We start from the raw sequence: 15,832 nt of genomic DNA, 5'->3' as shown, positions 1-15,832 counted from the left end.
ACGGGCACGGGACATGCTCTATGGTGCATAACGCACTTTTGCCCTCACCAGGAGCCATGCCCCATGCCCGAAGCCGAGCCGCCGCATCCCGACGACCCCGCCGCGGTGGGGCCCTACCGGTTGAGCGGGCGGCTCGGCATGGGCGGCCAGGGCGTCGTCCACCTCGGGCGCGCCGAGGACGGCACGCCCGTCGCGGCGAAGGTGCTGCGCGAGGAGATCGCCGCCGACCTGCGGGTCCGCGAACGGTTCACCAAGGAGATCGCCGCCGCGCGCCGCGTCGAGATGTGCTGACCCGCGGCGCCCGTGCCCCGTCCCGGGCGTTCGGACGGCGACCTGCGGGGCCGTGTCCCTGTGATGTACGACACAGCGCCCGGTGTGAACCGTGCCATCCTCCCGAACATCCCTTTTCACACATTGTCCGCGAAAGGAACCCATGATGGTCAGCCGGGTCATCGCCGCCACCCTCGCCGGAACGACCGCCGCGTTCTCCCTCACGGCATGCCTGGGCGACAAGAAGGACGAGTCCGCCCCGCCGTCCAGCTCCGCCCCGTCCGCGTCGGACGCCCCGAGCAGCCAGCCGCCCGCCTCCTCCTCCCCGCCGCCGCCGACGCGCCCCCGGATGGCGCACGATCGGCGGCCCGGAGAACGGCGTGCGGATCTCCATCCCGAAGGGCTGGGAGGACATCCAGCTCACCAGCGGCGAAGCCGAGGAGGGCCTGGCCAAGCTCGGCCTCAAGGGCGCCAACCAGGAGCTGCTGCGCCAGAGCATGGAGCAGCTCAAGCAGCGCAAGGCCGTGTACGCGATCGAGGCGGAGTCCGCGGTCCGGGGCTACGCGACCAACGTCAACGCGCTCTGCGTGCCGTCCCCGGTGACCAGCATCGAACAGCTCAAGACGGGCACGCGCGCGGGGATGAGCCAGCTCGGCGCGTCGGACGTCCAGGTCACCGACGCCACCGTCGCGGGCCGTCCCGGCATCCGCACCACCTACGTCCTGAAGTCGGCCGCCGGCGCGCTCACCGGCCACCAGGTCCAGGTCGCCCAGGACGGCCGCGCCTGCTCCCTCACCATCACGTCCAAGCAGGGCGAGATGCCCGCGAACGCCGAGGACATCGCCAACACGATGGAGCTCGTCTGACCCCCGCCCGCCGCCTCAGGACGGGGCGTCGCGGCACAGTTCGGCGACGAGGGCGGTCAGCCGCCGCGCCGACTCCTCCCACGGCGTCCCGGCGGGGCTCAGGCTGAGCACCGCCAAGACCCACCTGTCGCCCTCGCCGTACGTCCCGGAGGTGTGCATGGCGACCCCGCCCGTGTCGAGCCCCTCGGCGCGGGACGGGCGCGCGTCCTCGAAGCCCGACCAACCCTGCTTCACGGCGAACGGCCGGGGCACCGCGGACGGGATGCCGAAGAACTGGTCCCACCCGTCTGCCGCGATCCGCGTCGCCGCGCGCAGATGCCCCATGACGCGGTCGCGGATCGGCGCCTCGGCGCGTTCGAGCAGGTAGCGGTAGATCTGGACGGTGTCCGCCGCACTGGTCGCGGTGTACCCCCACCAGACCGGATCGGCGGGCGGAACGGTGTCGGCGAGACCGATCTCGGCCGCCGTCGCGGCGACGACGGCGTCCATCCCGTTCAACCGCCACAACACCTTGGCCGCCTCATCATCACTCCCCCGCAACATCGCCCCCACCAGCCCACCCACGCCACCCCCACCCAGGCCGGTGCCGCTCGGACCGATGCCGTCCGGGCCGTCCCCGCTCAGGCCGGTGCCGTTCCCGCTCAGGCCGGTGCCGCTCAGGCCGATGCCCTCCGGACCGATGCCGCTCGGATCGATGCCGCTCGGCCCGGTGCCGTTCGGACCCTCCCCGCTCGGACCGGTGCCGCTCAGACCCTCCCCGCTCAGGCCGGTGCCGTTGGGGGCGCTGGCGTTCGGGGCGCTGGCGCGTCGGGGGTTCGTTCTGAGGTGGTGGAGGGCGATGAGGAGTTTGACCAGTGACGCGGAACGGAACCGCAGGTGCTCCCCGCGGGCCGTCGAACGGCCCGTGACGCGGTCGTACAGCATGAATCCGAACGTGGGGCCGTTGGACGCCCGCGCGTACACGCCATCCGCGCGGCCGGGTCCCGGGTTGATCGTCACGTTCACCCCAACGTGGTGCGGCCCGCGCCCGCTTCCCGCGGGAACGTTCCGGCCCGGACCCCGAGGTCGTCGGGTCCGGGCCGGGACGGTGCTCGTACGGCGGGCGCGGGGCGGTGTCAGACGCCCCAGTCCGGCCGCAGCGGCATGTGGGCGTCGCCCTTGTCGTCGAGCTTGACGCCGAGCGTCTGGTGGAGCTGGATCCAGTTCTGGGTGAAGCCCAGGATGCAGCCGGCCATGTAGACGCGCCAGACGCGGGCGGTGCCCTCACCGACCTCCGCGACCGCCTCGTCCCAGTGGGCCTCCAGGTTGTCGCACCAGCCGCGCAGCGTGCGGGCGTAGTGCTCGCGCAGGTTCTCCTGGTGGCGGATCTCGAAGCCCACGTCGTTCATCTGCATCTGGATGAAGCCGGGGCCTTCGAGCTCGCCGTCCGGGAAGACGTAGCGGTTGATGAAACCGCCCTGCTTGATCGCGGGAGCGAGGTTGTCGGGGCGGGTGATCGTGTGGTTGAGCATCCGCCCGCCCTGCCTCAGCTTCCCGTACAGGAACGAGAAGTAGGCGGGCAGGTTGTTCTTGCCGATGTGCTCGGTCAGGCCGATGGAGCTGACGGCGTCGAAGCCGGTCTCGGTCACGTCCCGGTAGTCCATGTGGCGGACCTCGGCCAGGTCGGACAGGCCCCGGTCGGCGATCGCCTTCTGCGCCCACTCGGCCTGCTGCTTGGACAGCGTGACGCCGAGCGCCTTCACCCCGTACTCCTTGGCGGCGTGCATCACCATGCCGCCCCAGCCGCAGCCGACGTCCAGCAGCCGCATGCCGGGCTTCAGGCCGAGCTTCTTGGCCACCAGGTCGTGCTTGTGGAACTGCGCCTCCTCCAGCGTGGAGCCGTCCTCCGGGAAGCACGCGCAGGTGTAGGCCATGGACGGGCCGAGCACCCACTCGTAGAAGGTGTTGGAGACGTCGTAGTGGTGCGAGATCGCCTTCGCGTCGCGCCGCTTGGAGTGCCGCAGCCACGAGGGCACGCGGCTGAAGGGAGCCTCCTGCGGCGGCGGGTCGAGCCGCCTGGTGAGCGCGCCGCGCAGCAGCGGGTCGTTGAAGACCGCCGCGAGGATCCTCGCCTTGTCGCGCGCCGTCACGTCGCCGAGCACCTGCTGCATGGTCGACAGCGCGGTGAACATGTCGCCGCTCACGTCGATCATGCCGGTGACGTACGCGCGGGCCAGTCCGAGCGCCCCCGGCGAGTGCACGAGGTACGACACCGCGTACGGCGAGCGGACGTCGAACCGGATGTCGGCGCCGGGCACCCCCGCCCGCGATCCGTCGTACGCCGCGAACTCCACTGGCGCCTCAGCCCCGGCTAGCTGCTCGAAGACCTTGGCCAGCGTCATCTTTGTTCCTCCTGTCTCTCCGCCCCGGGCAGGGGCGATGGGTTCTCCATCAGCCCCGGACCGGGGCCCTCCCCCCGATATGGCGGACGGCCGTCAGCGTCCGCGCACGCACTTGTCATAGAGGTCCAGCAGCCGCTCGCCGGGGTCGTACGACGACTTGAGCCGCCGGTAGGTTTCCCCGTCGTAGTAGCGCCAGAACTCGTCACGGCTGTAAAAAGCAGTCGAGTAGAGGGACTTGTGCCCGTCAAGTGCCGCGACGCGCCGTTCGATGAGCCGGTTGTGGTACTCGGGGATCTGTCCCGGCGGCAGCCGTACGGTGCCCCAGAAACCGACGTTGACGTACGTCCGGCCCGGTGCCAGCGGATAGAGCGGCCAGCTTTCCTTGGCGCGCAGCGGGCACAGCCAGACGGGCTTCATCCCGACCTTCTCGTGGAAGAACTCCAGGAACTCCGCGAGCCGTTCGACCGGGACCTCGATGTCCTGGATGACGTCCTCGCGGGGCCGCAGCCCACGCCACCGCTCGATGCGCGCGAGAATCTGGTAGCGCCGGTCGTACGCGACGAGCTTCCGGTACACATCCGACCGCTTGGCCTTATCCGGCCACAACCGCCGGACGGTCGGATTCTGCACCCCGAACGCGCCCGAACACCAGAACCAGTCGGTGTCCCACCGCCACAGATAGTCGCGCACGGTCAGGAAATCGACCGACCGCTGCTGAATGGACCGGTAGTAAATGCCCTGCCCGGTGTAGTCGGACGTGTACGGAGCGGTGTCGGAAAAGAATCCGAGCGTGACGTACTGCTCGTCGGGCCCGAACACGGTGCCGTCCAGGAAATCGACGGTCTCGCCCTCGTAGGCGCCGGACTCGGTGATCTCGCCCATCGCCCGCGCGGCCGCCTCAGCGTCGTCGAACCGCACATGCCGCAGCCGCACGTACGGCTTGACGGGCCGCAGCTCGATCTTCAGCCGCAGGCTGTAGCCGAGCGTCCCGTACGAGTTGGGGAACCCGAAGAACAGGTCCGAGTGCTCGTTGTCCCGGCTCGCGGTGACGATCGACCCGTCCCCGGTGAGCACGTCCATCTCCAGGACGCCCTCGTGCGGCAGCCCGTCGCGGAACGACGTCGACTCGATCCCGAGCCCCGTCACCGCCCCGCCGAGCGTGATCGTCTTGAGCTGCGGCACGACCGTCGGCATCAGCCCGTGCGGGAGGGTCGCGTCGACGAGCGCCTCGTACGTCGTCATCCCCTGGACCTCGGCGGTCCGCGCGTCGGCGTCGACGCTCAGGACCTTGTCGAAGCCGGACACGTCGAGCCCCGGCGCGTCCGAGGGGTCGCGCCACCGGAACAGGTTGGAGGTCCGCTTCGCGAGCCGCACCGGCGCCCCCGCCGGAATCGCCGCGTACGACCGCCTGAGCGCCTCCACCGCCCGCTGGTGATCACCCTTGATCGCAAGCTCCGTCATCTACCCCTCCCGGACACAGTAGATCGATCATCCCATGTATCTTCCACATAACTGGACGTTAGGGTCATCACAAGCAAGGCGGGGAATAAACCCCGGCCCACCCCACGTCCGCCCAGGTCAGCCGTGCCGCCGCGCACCGCCGGGCCCGAGACGTTCCCCCGACTCCACCACAGCGAGCGCCCAGCGAAACGCCACCCCCCACCCTCCCACGCGCCCCCACCAAACCCCCCGCCCCGCACCCCACAAAAGCCCCGGCCTCCGCTTTGAAACGTTCCCCGTCCAAACCAAGGCCCTCCGCCGTCGCCCCCACCCACCTCATCCGAGGGAACCACTCTCCGCCCGAGCCTGCCGACTCCGGTAGCCCGGCCGGACGCCCGTACCGCGAGCACAACCGTCCGCCTCGCGACAGCGTCCTCCTGCCCGCGTACTCGCGCCTTCTGCCGTCCGCACCCCCTCACACGCCACGCCGACGACAAGGAACCGCACGCCACCTCGCACCCGACAACCCGCAGGCGAACGCCCGCAGAGAAGAGAGCAAGCTCCCGCCCGAACGAAGCCACCGGGTGGCGCCCGGTTGCCTCCCCTGAGACAAGAGGCAAAAGACGCAGGCGCACTGAAGAGGCAGGGACGCGGTGCGTGTGCGCGCGCGTGCACATCGCGCCGCCGGCAGACACGAGAACACCCGCGCATGATGGCCCAGGGCTCGCCACGGATCGCGACGCCTGGATCGCCCCCGTGGACGACCGAATGCGCAGGCACGACAGAGCAGAAAAGCGGCATGGCCGAGGCGGGACCGAACGCCCTTGGCCTACCAAACCCGGACGCCGGACACGGACGGTAGTCGCATCGATGCCGCACCCGGTCAACCTACAGTCGCCCACCGACAACGACCGGCAGACACCGAGCGGCCCACGCGCGGCAGCGGCGAGTCGCCAACAGCGGACACCGACAACAAGCGACGGCCACCTATCGCAGGTGGCGGTGGCGGTGGCGGGCAGCGGATACGCCACCCAGCGGGCGTGCCGTCCACGGCGGGCGGCGCTAGCCAGCGGCCAGCCGCGGATGGCGGCGGACCGCCGCAGATGGCGGCGGATGGCGGCAGGCGGCGGACGGCGGCGGACGGCCAACAGCGGGCGGCGAAGGCCGATAAAGAACGGGAGGCGGCCTACCGCAGGTGGCAGCGGACCGCCGACAGCAAGCGGCGCAGGCAGCGGACACGCCCACGAGCGGCAGAGGACCTACGACGAGCGGCGGTCGCCTACGGCGAGCAGCGAACGGCCAGCCGGGGGGTGCGGGCGGCGAGTCGCGAGTTGCGGGCGGTGGCGGCGGCGAGTGGACGGTGATCGGCGGACGGCCGACAGCACCGACGGGCGACCGACAGCGAGGCCGGCAGCCGATAATGCGGAAGCGGGCAGCCGACAGCGGGGACAGGCAGCCCAGCGCAGGCGGGTGGCCAACAGCACAGGCGGACGGCCAACAGCGCCGACGGCGGCCACCAGCAGGGACAGGCAGCCCAGCGGGGGCGAGTGGCGGACAGCGCAAGCGGACGACCGACAACGCCGACGAGCGGCCGACAGCGCCAACGGCGGCCACCAGCAGAGACGGACAGCCGACAGCAGAGGGCGGACGGCCGACAGTGCAAGCGGACGGCCGACAGCGGGAACGAGCGGCCGACAGCGCAGGCCGGTGATGGACAGCGCAGGCGGGTGGCCGATAGCGGGGGCGAGTGGCCGACAGCGCGGGGGCCGGGCGGGGTGGGCTACTTGATCAGGCGCAGGATCCATGGGTAGCGGAAGTCGCGGCCGCTGAGGGCGAGGATCGCCGCGATGGCGGCCGCGATCCAGGTGACCGCGTACAGGACGCCGCCCAGCCCGAACGTCACGATCGTGATCAGCAGGACGGTGAGCTGGAAGTTCACCGCCTCGGCCGCGTGCTTCCTGACGTACGCCGAACGCTTTCCGCTGACCAGCATCAGGATCAGCGGCCCGACGAAGAGGGTCGGGTAGCCGATGCCGTGCGCGACGGCGGCCAGCATCCGGTCCTCGGCGGTGGCCTGCGCGGCGTCGGAGCCGGCGCCGTGGCCGGAGTCCAGCGGCACGGGCGTCAGGTCCCGCGTCACCGCAGCCAGGTCGGCGCGCGTCTTGGCCGTCATGGCCAGGTGCATCCGCATGTCGAACTCGTCGTGGTCGAGCCGCCCCTCGGCGTACGCCTCCTGGAGCCGCTGGATCGAGGGTTCGCGCTCGTCGTCCGAGACCCGCAGGTCCCTCACCGCGTAGCTGCTTTCCATACCTCAATGGTGGGCGGCGGACCGCCGCGTCACCATCGGGGAAGACCCTGACCGGTCCCTGAGATGCCCGTCCGCCAGGACGAGGGCGCCCATCACCTCTCGACGTACTTCCTGCCCGGTTTCAACGGCTTGCCGTACAACTCGGGCACGGTGACGAACTCGTACCCCTTGGCCGACAGGCGCTTCAGGATCGCCGGCACAGCCGCGACCGTCGTCGGGTGGATGTCGTGCATGAGGACGATGTGCCCGGGGCGGGTGGCGCGCACGATCCTGCGTTCCACGGCCTTGGCGTCGCGGATCTGCCAGTCGAGCGGGTCGACCGTCCACAGCACCTGCGCGAGTCCCATCCGCTTGGTGACGGACGCGACCTTGGCGCTGGTCGAGCCGTACGGGGGCCGCATCAGCGTGGGGGTGACACCGGTCGCCCGCCGGATCGCGTCCTGGGTCTTCGACAGCTCGGACGCGATCCTCCCCGACGACGAGCGGCCGAGGTCGGCGTGCGTGTAGCTGTGGTTGGCGACCGCGTGCCCCTCGTTCTGTTCGCGGCGGACCAGGTCGGGGCGCGCCGCCGCGTTCCTGCCCACGAGGAAGAACGTCGCCTTCACCTTGCGCGACGCGAGGAGGTCGAGGAGCTTGGCCGTGCTGTCCATCGGCCCGTCGTCGAACGTCAACGCGACGCATTTGCGCGCGCGGCAGTCGACCGGCGGGGGCACGGGCTTCGGAGGCGGCGCCACGGGCTTCGCCGCCACGGGGGTAACGATCTCCGCCGCCGCCGCACCGGCCCGTTCCCTGGAAACCGAGGACCCGAACGCGCTCAACCAGGCGCAGGCCGCCGCAACGAGTATCCCGGCGGCCCATCGCCGGGCCATCACCGCGCCGCCCGCCTCACCCATGAACGCCCCCCGTTGATCGACCGCAAGCGCCAGTTTAGGCCGCAGGCCCTGTGGGAAAGGGCCTGCGGCTCCTGTGTCGGGAACCTGTCCGACACGGATGGACGTTAGGGTCATACACGCACGGCGCCCCCGGAACGGGCCGGGGCGGCTGACGACGGGACAGGGCGATGAAGTTCCGCGACCGATTCGGGATCCGCAAGAACCGTGGTGCGACGGTCACCAAGTTCGACCGCGAGGCCGACGACTCCGACATCGAGGCGCTCATCGCGTTCGCGCGCGCCCGGCAAGGCGTCGAGTTCTTCGTCGAACCCGAGACGTTCGCGACCGACACCACCGCCGTCGCCGTGGCGAACGACGGCGAGTGGACCCGCCGCCGCGTCGGCTCCCCCAAGGTCATCGGCAAGGTCGCCCGCGACCTCGGCCTCCCCGTCTACGACGTCCAGATCGTCGGGTACCCGCCGCGGATGCGCGCCTGGAACGAGCGCAACCGCGGTCGCCGCATCGACCCCGGCACCCCCGGCGAAGCCGTCTCCTCCTCCTGACCCCGCCGCGTCCCCTCACCCTCAGGGTTCGGCGGCGACCACCGTGCCCGCGGACGCCCGCGCCACAATGCGCCCGCGACCAGCGAGAACCGAAGCGCCCCGACCGGCGAGCTCAGACTCATCTCGAACTCGCACCCGCGCTCGCGCTTCCCTTCTGGTCACTCGGCTATGGCTCCGCCTCCGCGCCCGCGGCTTTCCGGCTGCGGCCCCGGCCCTGCCGCTGCGGCTGTGACTGTAGCTGTGCTCCAGCTTGGGCCCGGGCTCGGACTTTGCTTCCGGTCACGCAACTGGTCTTCCGACTTTGCGGCCGTGACTTTGCGGCCACGACTCCGGCCCTGGAGCTGAGACTAAGACTCTGGCTTCAGCTCAGCGGTTGTGGCTCTGGCCTCGGCTCAGCGGTTGTGGCTGGAGCTGGGGCTCAGCGATCGTGGCCCTGCCGCTGCGGCTTGGGGCTAGCGACTTCGGCTCCGCAGCTCCGGCTTGCCGCTGCGGCCCGGCCCGCGGCCCCGGCCCCGCCGCTACGGCTCTAGGGCCCGTGACTTCGGCTCCGTGGCTGCGGCTGGCTGCTGCCGTTCGGCCTGCGGCTCCGGCCCTGCCGCTGCGGCTTTAGGGCTCATGACTTCAGCTCCGCAGCTTCGGCATGCCGCTGCCGCTCAGCCCGCGGCCCCGGCCCTGCCGCTGTGGCTTTGGGGGCTCGTGGCTTGGGGGCTTCGCTGTTTGGCTGTGGGTGTGGGGGTGGGGTGGAGGGGGTGGGGTCGGCCCGGGGCCGGCAAGGGGTGGGTGGGGTGCGGGTGCCGGGGCCGACCCTGGTCAGCTCGCTTTGCGGTCCTCCTCTCCCGGGGTGTGGTCCCCGTGCCGTTGGGGTGGGCGGTCGGCCAGGAAGAGGTGGTCGGTGGGGCGTGGGGGCTCTTCCCGGTCGGTGTAGGCCAGGGCCAGTTGCTCCGGGGTCATGCGGAGCCGGACCTTGGACGGGGGGATTCCGACGGCGATCATCTCCCTGAGCAGGACGCCCATGGAGTAGTCGGGGTCGGCGCGGTCGAGGGCGATGTTGGCCAGGCCGCCGTCGCCGCTCACGTACGCGGCGAACGCCAGGAGGCACGCGGGGGCCTCGGAGTAGCGGTCCTCGACGCGGCGGACGACGTCGCTCCAGAACTCGATGTCGGCGGCGGGGGCGTCCTCGTCGATCCGCACCCACGCCTCGTCGCGGACGCGCGTGCTCGTCAGGAGGACGCCGAGCCAGGCGACCTCGTCGTCGGTCGGACGCCGGCCCGCGCGGAAGTCGGATAACAGGCCGGGCAGGAGGGACAGCCCTTCTCCGGCCAGGCGCGTGTCGATGCGCGCCGGGGCCAGGCCCTCGCGGAACCAGCCGAAGTAGCGGCGTTCGGCCCGGTCGGTGGCCGCGCGCATCGCGGCTCGGGCGTCGCCGCCGACGGGTTCGACGGAACGGGCCAGCTCGGCGCGGTCGGCGAGGACGACGTGCCCCGCGAGGGTCGCCTGCGCCGGTACGACGCTCGTGCCCGCGTCGTAGGCGTGCCCTTCGGGCGGGCAGCGGCCCGGGCTGGTCAGCGACCACCAGCGGCCGTCGGCGACCCGGATCGCGTCGGTGACGTCGAGCCCGGACGCGTCCAGCGCCGCGCACATCGGGGCGACGGCGGGCGCGACCTCGTCGGCGTCCCCGTAGCCGAGCACGAGGGCCTGGCGGAACCGGTTGCCCGCCAGCACCGCCGCGACCCGTTCGGCCGCCGCGCGGGCCTCGTCGGGCGGCGGTAAGTCGAGCCGGACGGCGCAGGTGGTGTGCGGCCCGTCGTAGCCGATCACGACGAGGCTGCGCCCCGGGTGGTAGCCCAGCATGTACGGGACGGCGGCGATGGCGTCCTGGGCGGAGCGGATCACCAGGGGCGTCCGCTCGACTCCTGTGTCAAGGTCCATGCCTCGACCCTGGCAGGACGCCGGGCTCGGCGAAACGCCGGACGCAGCCTGTGGATAACCCGGGGGTCAGGCGTCCAGGACCTGGTGTTCCCTGGTGACGACGGGGGGCAGCGTGGACCACGGGAAGTTGATCCAGCGGTCGGTGTGCTTCCAGACGTACTCGCACTTGACCGTCGAGTGGGGCTTCTCGTAGATCACGGCGCAGCGGACGTCGGCGACGTGGTCGGCGCAGAAGTCGCGGACGAGCTTGAGGGTCGCGCCGGTGTCGGCGACGTCGTCGGCGACCAGGACCTTGGCGCCGGACAGGTCGACGGCGTTCGGGACCGGGGGCAGCATCACGGGCAGGTCGAGGCGCTGGTCGATGCCGGTGTAGAACTCCACGTTCATGACGTGGAGGTTCTTGACGTCCAGCGCGTAGCCCAGCGCGCCCGCGACGAACAGGCCGCCGCGGGCGATGGACAGGATCAGGTCCGGGGCGTAGCCGCTGTCGGCGACCTCCCGCGCCAGCTCACGGCTGGCCGAGCCGAACAACTCCCAGGTCAGAACTTCTCTTTCATCAGACACGCACCTATCTTGGCCGATTCCCGGAACGGACCGCGCGCGAGGGTGGCCCTTCGCGGGCGGCCCGCTCGAAGGCTTCCGCGGACGGGCGGGAGCGCCGGACGGCGCGGTCGTTCAGCGGGTGGAGCAGAGGTCGACGATGGTCTGGCAGATGTCCAGGGGGAGCTGGCCGCGCAGTACGGCGGGGTGGGTGCCCGCGGGGCCGGGGGCGGTCATCACGCCCGAGAGGCCGCCGAAGAAGCCGTTGAGGGCGTCGGCGAGGGTGACCAGGTTGGCGTTCTGCCGGGCGGCGACCCCGGCGGCGCGGCCCCCGTCGTCGACGAGGCGGCCCATGGAGTCGCCGTGGTCGGTGAGGTTGCCGCCGACGGTGCTGGTGAGATGCCCGGCCTCGTCCAGGAGGCGGGAGATCTGGTCGGGGCGTTCGCCGACGGCCGGGGCGATCGCGTTGAGGTCGCGGGTGGCGGAGACGAGCGTGTCGCCGCGGTTCTGGAGCGTTCCGGAGACTCCGGTGATGTCCGTGAGGAGCTGCTGGAGCCGCGCGCGGTCGGCGTGCGTCGCGTCGATGATCTTGGAGCCGTTGCCGACCGTGCGGCGCAGCGCCGGGCCCTGCCCCGACAGGCCGCGCGCGAACGTGTGCATCAGCGTGGTGACGTCCTGGGGGTCGAGCGCCCGCCCCGTCCTGTAGAGCGGCCAGGCCGTGTCGGACGGGTCGGACGGGTCCTTGGTGCGCGTGATCGTTCCGCCGCTCGCGAGGTACGGGCCGGACGCGCCGAGGTCGAGGGAGATCTCCTTCGGCCCGAAGACCGACACCGGGTCGACGCGGGCCTCGGCCGCGGCGGGCACCCGAACGTCGTCCTTGACCCGCATCGTGACGCGCACCCTGCCGTCCGGGGTGAGCGCGACGGACTCGACGTTCCCCACGGTGACGCCGCGCACCTTGACGTCGGAACGGGCGTCGAGGCCCTGCCCCGCGCGCCCGAAGACGGCACTGTAGGTGGACGTTCCGGAGTGGGACGGCATCGACGCCACCGCGGCGGCCGAGGCGGCCCCGATCATCACCGACGCCCCGAGGGCGCAGAACAGCACCCTCGAACGCGTCGACATCGCCGAGTCGGTCATGTCAAACCCCCATACACTGGCCTAAGCCGGTCCGCGCCTGTAAGTGAGCACTTGCATTATGTTGGGTAAGCCGCGCGCCGGTGACCCCTGGGTCACGTGATTCGGCTCACGGGCGGCGGACGCGTTCGTCCCTGGTGACCGGTAGCGTTGGTCGACGTGCCCGCCCCTGATCTGCTGACCGCCAGCGACACCGACGTCCCCGCCATGGCGACCCTGCTCGCCGCCGCCGTCGAGGCCATCGGGGGCGCCGAACGCCCCGGCCAGGTCACGATGGCCGAGGCGGTCGAGCACGCGATCGGCTCCGGCGAGCACGTCGCCGCGCAGGCGGGCACCGGCACCGGCAAGTCGCTCGCCTACCTCGTCCCGGCGATCCGGCACGCGGTCGTGAAGCGGACGACGGTCGTGGTGTCCACGGCGACGATCGCGTTGCAGCGCCAGCTCGTCGACCGCGACCTGCCGCGCCTCGCCGAGGCGCTGCGCCCGCACCTGGGCGTCGACCTGAAGTTCGCGATCCTCAAGGGCCGCCGCAACTACCTGTGCCTGCACCGCGTGCAGACGGGCGTTCCGGAGGACGAGGAGGGCAGCGAGAGCCTGTTCGACCCGCAGCAGCTCTCGTTCCTCGGACGCCAGGTCAAGCGCCTCAACGAGTGGGCCGACGAGACCAAGACCGGCGACCGCGACGAGCTCGTCCCCGGCGTGGGCGAGCAGGCGTGGCGGCAGGTCGCGGTCACCGCCAAGGAGTGCCTGGGCGCGCAGCGCTGCCCGCAGGGCACCGAGTGCTTCGCCGAGCTGGCCCGCGCTGAGGCCGGCGAGGCGCACATCGTGGTCACCAACCACGCGCTGCTCGCGATCGACGCGCTGGAGGAGTTCCAGGTCCTGCCCGAGCACGACGTGGTCATCGTGGACGAGGCGCACGAGCTGGTCGACCGCGTCACCTCGGTCGCGACCGGGGACCTCAGCGGGCCGGGCGTCGACACGGCCGCGCGGCGCTGCGGACGGCTGATCGAGGAGAGCGTCGCCGACCGGCTGAAGGAGGCGTCCGAGGGCCTCGGCATCCTCCTGGACGACATGCCCGCGGGCCGCATGGACGTCCTGTCCCCCGCGCTCGGCAACACCCTCGCCGTCGTACGCGACGCCGCGCACGCCTGCCTCACCGCGATCGGCCCGGAGAAGAAGGATTCCGACCCGGGCGACATGGCCGCGCGCAAGGCCGCCCGTTCCACCTTGGAAGACCTCCACGACACGGCCGTACGGCTGCTCGACGCGTTCCTGCCCGAGATCTCGGCCCGTTTCGACGTCGTGTGGCTGGAAAAGCCGTTCGTCCAGGACGGCCGCCCCAAACGTCCGCCGACACTGCACGTGGCCCCGATCGGCGTAGGCGGCCTGCTCCGTACGACGCTTTTCGAGAAGCGCACCGCGATCCTCACCTCGGCGACGCTCACTCTGGGCGGTTCGTTCGAGCCGCTGGCGCGCCAGTGGGGCCTCCCGCCGCTCCCCGCGCCCGCTCCGGCCGACCAGTCGTCCGCCCCGCCCAAGCCGCGGCAGGGCGAAGACGCCGACGCCCGCGCCGCAGCGGAAGGACTGGCCCGGACGGCGGCTCCGGCTCCCGACGCCCAGTCCCAGAGCGACGCGTCCCACGCCCCCGGCGGCGACGGCAACGGGCAGGAAAACCCCAACGGCGACGGGAAGTCCCGTACGGACGGCAAGGACGGTTCCGACGACGCCGACCAGCTGGTCTGGTCGGGGCTGGACGTCGGATCGCCGTTCGACCACCCGAAGTCCGGGATCCTGTACGTCGCCCGGCACCTGCCCCCGCCCGGACGCGACGGCCTCGCCGACGCCTACCTGACGGAGATCACCGAGCTGATCGAGGCGGCCGGAGGGCGGACGCTCGGCCTGTTCTCCTCCATGCGCGCGGCCCGGCAGGCGGCGGACGAGCTGAAGGACCACCTCACCCATCCGCTGCTCTGCCAGGGCGAGGACTCCACGTCCCAGCTCGTGAGGCAGTTCGCCGAGGACGAGCGGACGTGCCTGTTCGGCACGCTGTCGCTGTGGCAGGGCGTGGACGTCCCCGGCCCGTCCCTCCAGCTCGTGATCATGGACCGGATCCCGTTCCCGCGCCCGGACGACCCGATCTCCTCGGCGCGCCAGCGGGCGGTGGCGGCGCGCGGCGGCAACGGCTTCATGGCGGTCGCCGCGACGCACGCCGCGCTGCTGCTCGCCCAGGGCGCCGGCCGCCTGCTGCGCTCGACCGACGACCGGGGCGTCGTCGCGATCCTCGACCCGCGCCTCGCCACGGCCCGCTACGGCGGCTTCCTCAAGAACTCCCTCCCTCCGTTCTGGGCGACGACCGACCGCGAAACAGTCCGCGGCGCGCTCCGCCGCCTGGACGAAGCCGCCGCCTCCGCCGCCCCCTAGCGCGGAAGGGGGCGTCGGCTAGAGAGTCTGGAGCGGGGCGAGCAGGGCGGCCCGTTCCGACGCGAAGAAGTCCGTGAGCGAGGCGGGACGGTGCTCCGTGAGGCGTTCGGCCGCGTGCGTCAGGACGTCGAACCATCCGGCGTCGACCCGTTCGACCAGATGGCGCAGCGTGCGTCCGCCCAGGTTTCCGGAGGCTCCGCCCTCCCTAGGGGTGAGTATGTACTGATCTTGTCACCCACCGCGCCGTCGCCTCGCCGCGCCCGCCGACCGGCCTCGCCGTCCCTCGATCAGCCTTGCCGAGCCCGCTGCCAGGCCGCCCGCATCCGCCGCCCCGCCGCGCCGCGCCCGCCCCGCATCCGCCGCCCCGGCCACGTCCGTGCCGCGCCCGCCGCGCCGTCGCCTCGCCGCCCCTGCCGCGCCGCGTCGCGCCCGCCGACCCGCCGCGCCGCGTCTGTGTCGCGCCGTCGCCCTGGCGCCCCTGCCGCGCCGCGCCTGTGTCGCGCCGTCGCCTTGTCGCCCTTACCGCGCCCGCGCACCCGCCGCGCCGCGCCTAAGCCGCGCTGTCGCCATGCCGACCCTGTCGCGCCTGGCGCGGCGCGGGTCAGAATTGGTGGAGGCGGCGGCCTGTGACGTCGTGGGTGGCGATCCGGATGCGCGCCTCGCGGTCGCCGCCGGGCCAGGGCTCGACGTTCGCCGAGGGCTCGTCCTCGCCGAGGTTGTGGGCGCCGCCGCGCACCAGGACGCTCCAGCCCTCGTGGCTGGAGGAGTCGATCTCGTCGACCTCGAAGGCGATCCTGATCTCGGCGCCCTCCATGGCCGTGGTCAGGGTCCAGTGCAGCCGCCCGCCGAACGTCGTGCGGATCACCACCGCCTCGCCGTCCATGACGTAGTTGACCGGGATGACCGTCGGCCCCTCCCCGTCGTCGAACGCGACCCTCCCGACACCGCCCGGAGAGATCAGCCGCAGGCACTCCTCGCGGTCGAGTTCCTCCAGCGCCGGACTGGCGTTTCCCTCAGGTGTGCTCATGTTTACCCCCGAGGCAACCCTTCCCACATTCGGACCGTTCCATCGCACCGCCGGCGGTTCTCGCTGGAGCACGCCAAG

Annotated in this window: 14 protein-coding genes; 5 read left to right on the top strand and 9 right to left on the bottom strand. The window is 72.1% G+C overall.

Translation table 11 applies throughout. The features are described 5' to 3' along the window. Nucleotides 1–63: 63 nt before the first annotated feature. Both GEV43_RS27670 and GEV43_RS27665 read left to right on the top strand, forming a co-directional pair. Nucleotides 64–291, top strand: a complete 228-nt coding sequence (locus GEV43_RS27670; RefSeq protein ID WP_160823204.1) for a hypothetical protein — start codon at nt 64–66, stop codon at nt 289–291. Between the two features lie 359 nt (nt 292–650). Then, nucleotides 651–1,136: a hypothetical protein gene (locus GEV43_RS27665; protein ID WP_160823203.1), complete on the top strand. Its 486-nt coding sequence runs from the start codon at nt 651–653 to the stop codon at nt 1,134–1,136. A 15-nt stretch (nt 1,137–1,151) separates the two neighbouring features. Here the strand turns inward: GEV43_RS27665 and GEV43_RS27660 are convergent, their stop codons facing one another. The 5 genes from GEV43_RS27660 to GEV43_RS27640 all read right to left on the bottom strand — a co-directional run bounded on the left by GEV43_RS27660 (nt 1,152) and on the right by GEV43_RS27640 (nt 7,915). Continuing rightward, a complete protein-coding gene (locus GEV43_RS27660; protein ID WP_160823202.1) occupies nt 1,152–2,141 on the bottom strand; it encodes a hypothetical protein in 990 nt (329 codons plus the stop codon). Nucleotides 2,142–2,251: 110 nt separating this feature from the next. After that, nucleotides 2,252–3,517 (bottom strand): class I SAM-dependent methyltransferase, encoded by a 1,266-nt coding sequence (locus GEV43_RS27655; protein WP_160823201.1) that lies wholly within the window; start codon nt 3,515–3,517, stop codon nt 2,252–2,254. Nucleotides 3,518–3,610: 93 nt separating this feature from the next. After that, on the bottom strand, nt 3,611–4,978 hold the full coding sequence (locus tag GEV43_RS27650) for an FAD-binding oxidoreductase (protein WP_160823200.1): 1,368 nt from the start codon (nt 4,976–4,978) through the stop codon (nt 3,611–3,613). 1,759 nt (nt 4,979–6,737) lie between these two features. Continuing rightward, complete coding sequence (locus GEV43_RS27645; RefSeq protein WP_160823199.1) at nt 6,738–7,265, bottom strand: DUF1707 and DUF4870 domain-containing protein; 528 nt, start codon at nt 7,263–7,265, stop codon at nt 6,738–6,740. 92 nt (nt 7,266–7,357) lie between these two features. Beyond that, on the bottom strand, nt 7,358–7,915 hold the full coding sequence (locus GEV43_RS27640; RefSeq protein WP_241683058.1) for a polysaccharide deacetylase family protein: 558 nt from the start codon (nt 7,913–7,915) through the stop codon (nt 7,358–7,360). Here GEV43_RS27640 and GEV43_RS51170 point away from each other — a divergent pair. Beyond that, nucleotides 7,905–8,174: a hypothetical protein gene (locus GEV43_RS51170; RefSeq protein WP_241683057.1), complete on the top strand. Its 270-nt coding sequence runs from the start codon at nt 7,905–7,907 to the stop codon at nt 8,172–8,174. The two genes, GEV43_RS27640 and GEV43_RS51170, sit on opposite strands and share 11 nt — an antisense overlap. 151 nt (nt 8,175–8,325) lie before the next feature. Beyond that, nucleotides 8,326–8,700: a hypothetical protein gene (locus GEV43_RS27635; protein ID WP_160823198.1), complete on the top strand. Its 375-nt coding sequence runs from the start codon at nt 8,326–8,328 to the stop codon at nt 8,698–8,700. Nucleotides 8,701–9,510: 810 nt separating this feature from the next. On the opposite strand, the gene GEV43_RS27630 is transcribed toward GEV43_RS27635, so the two are convergent. The 3 genes from GEV43_RS27630 to GEV43_RS27620 form a co-directional block, all read right to left on the bottom strand. Next, nucleotides 9,511–10,629, bottom strand: coding sequence for a DUF4192 domain-containing protein (locus GEV43_RS27630; RefSeq protein ID WP_160823197.1), 1,119 nt, complete (start codon nt 10,627–10,629; stop codon nt 9,511–9,513). A gap of 66 nt (nt 10,630–10,695) precedes the next feature. Beyond that, a complete protein-coding gene (locus GEV43_RS27625) occupies nt 10,696–11,193 on the bottom strand; it encodes a phosphoribosyltransferase (protein ID WP_160823196.1) in 498 nt (165 codons plus the stop codon). 111 nt (nt 11,194–11,304) lie between these two features. Beyond that, complete coding sequence (locus tag GEV43_RS27620; protein WP_160823195.1) at nt 11,305–12,309, bottom strand: MlaD family protein; 1,005 nt, start codon at nt 12,307–12,309, stop codon at nt 11,305–11,307. Nucleotides 12,310–12,513: 204 nt separating this feature from the next. On the opposite strand from GEV43_RS27620, the gene GEV43_RS48340 reads away from it, so the two are divergent. Then, nucleotides 12,514–14,727 (top strand): ATP-dependent DNA helicase, encoded by a 2,214-nt coding sequence (locus GEV43_RS48340; protein ID WP_206681509.1) that lies wholly within the window; start codon nt 12,514–12,516, stop codon nt 14,725–14,727. A gap of 601 nt (nt 14,728–15,328) precedes the next feature. Here the strand turns inward: GEV43_RS48340 and GEV43_RS27605 are convergent. Then, complete coding sequence (locus GEV43_RS27605) at nt 15,329–15,754, bottom strand: pyridoxamine 5'-phosphate oxidase family protein (protein WP_160823194.1); 426 nt, start codon at nt 15,752–15,754, stop codon at nt 15,329–15,331. Nucleotides 15,755–15,832: the final 78 nt, after the last annotated feature.

The sequence above is a fragment of the Actinomadura sp. J1-007 genome (assembly GCF_009793335.1).
Classification (GTDB): Bacteria; Actinomycetota; Actinomycetes; order Streptosporangiales; family Streptosporangiaceae; genus Spirillospora; species Spirillospora yumaensis.
Note: the sequence above shows the minus strand (reverse complement) of the source record. Positions and strands in the feature narration are given on the sequence as shown.

What these genes read in the sequence shown, in the direction of transcription:
- GEV43_RS27670 (WP_160823204.1), top strand. Translation starts at nt 64, where the DNA reads ATGCCCGAAGCCGAGCCGCCGCATCCCGACGACCCCGCCGCGGTGGGG.
- GEV43_RS27655 (WP_160823201.1), bottom strand. Translation starts at nt 3,517, where the DNA reads ATGACGCTGGCCAAGGTCTTCGAGCAGCTAGCCGGGGCTGAGGCGCCA.
- GEV43_RS27650 (WP_160823200.1), bottom strand. Translation starts at nt 4,978, where the DNA reads ATGACGGAGCTTGCGATCAAGGGTGATCACCAGCGGGCGGTGGAGGCG.
- GEV43_RS27645 (WP_160823199.1), bottom strand. Translation starts at nt 7,265, where the DNA reads ATGGAAAGCAGCTACGCGGTGAGGGACCTGCGGGTCTCGGACGACGAG.
- GEV43_RS27640 (WP_241683058.1), bottom strand. Translation starts at nt 7,915, where the DNA reads ATGGACAGCACGGCCAAGCTCCTCGACCTCCTCGCGTCGCGCAAGGTG.
- GEV43_RS27635 (WP_160823198.1), top strand. Translation starts at nt 8,326, where the DNA reads ATGAAGTTCCGCGACCGATTCGGGATCCGCAAGAACCGTGGTGCGACG.
- GEV43_RS27630 (WP_160823197.1), bottom strand. Translation starts at nt 10,629, where the DNA reads ATGGACCTTGACACAGGAGTCGAGCGGACGCCCCTGGTGATCCGCTCC.
- GEV43_RS27620 (WP_160823195.1), bottom strand. Translation starts at nt 12,309, where the DNA reads ATGACCGACTCGGCGATGTCGACGCGTTCGAGGGTGCTGTTCTGCGCC.
- GEV43_RS48340 (WP_206681509.1), top strand. Translation starts at nt 12,514, where the DNA reads ATGGCGACCCTGCTCGCCGCCGCCGTCGAGGCCATCGGGGGCGCCGAA.
- GEV43_RS27605 (WP_160823194.1), bottom strand. Translation starts at nt 15,754, where the DNA reads ATGAGCACACCTGAGGGAAACGCCAGTCCGGCGCTGGAGGAACTCGAC.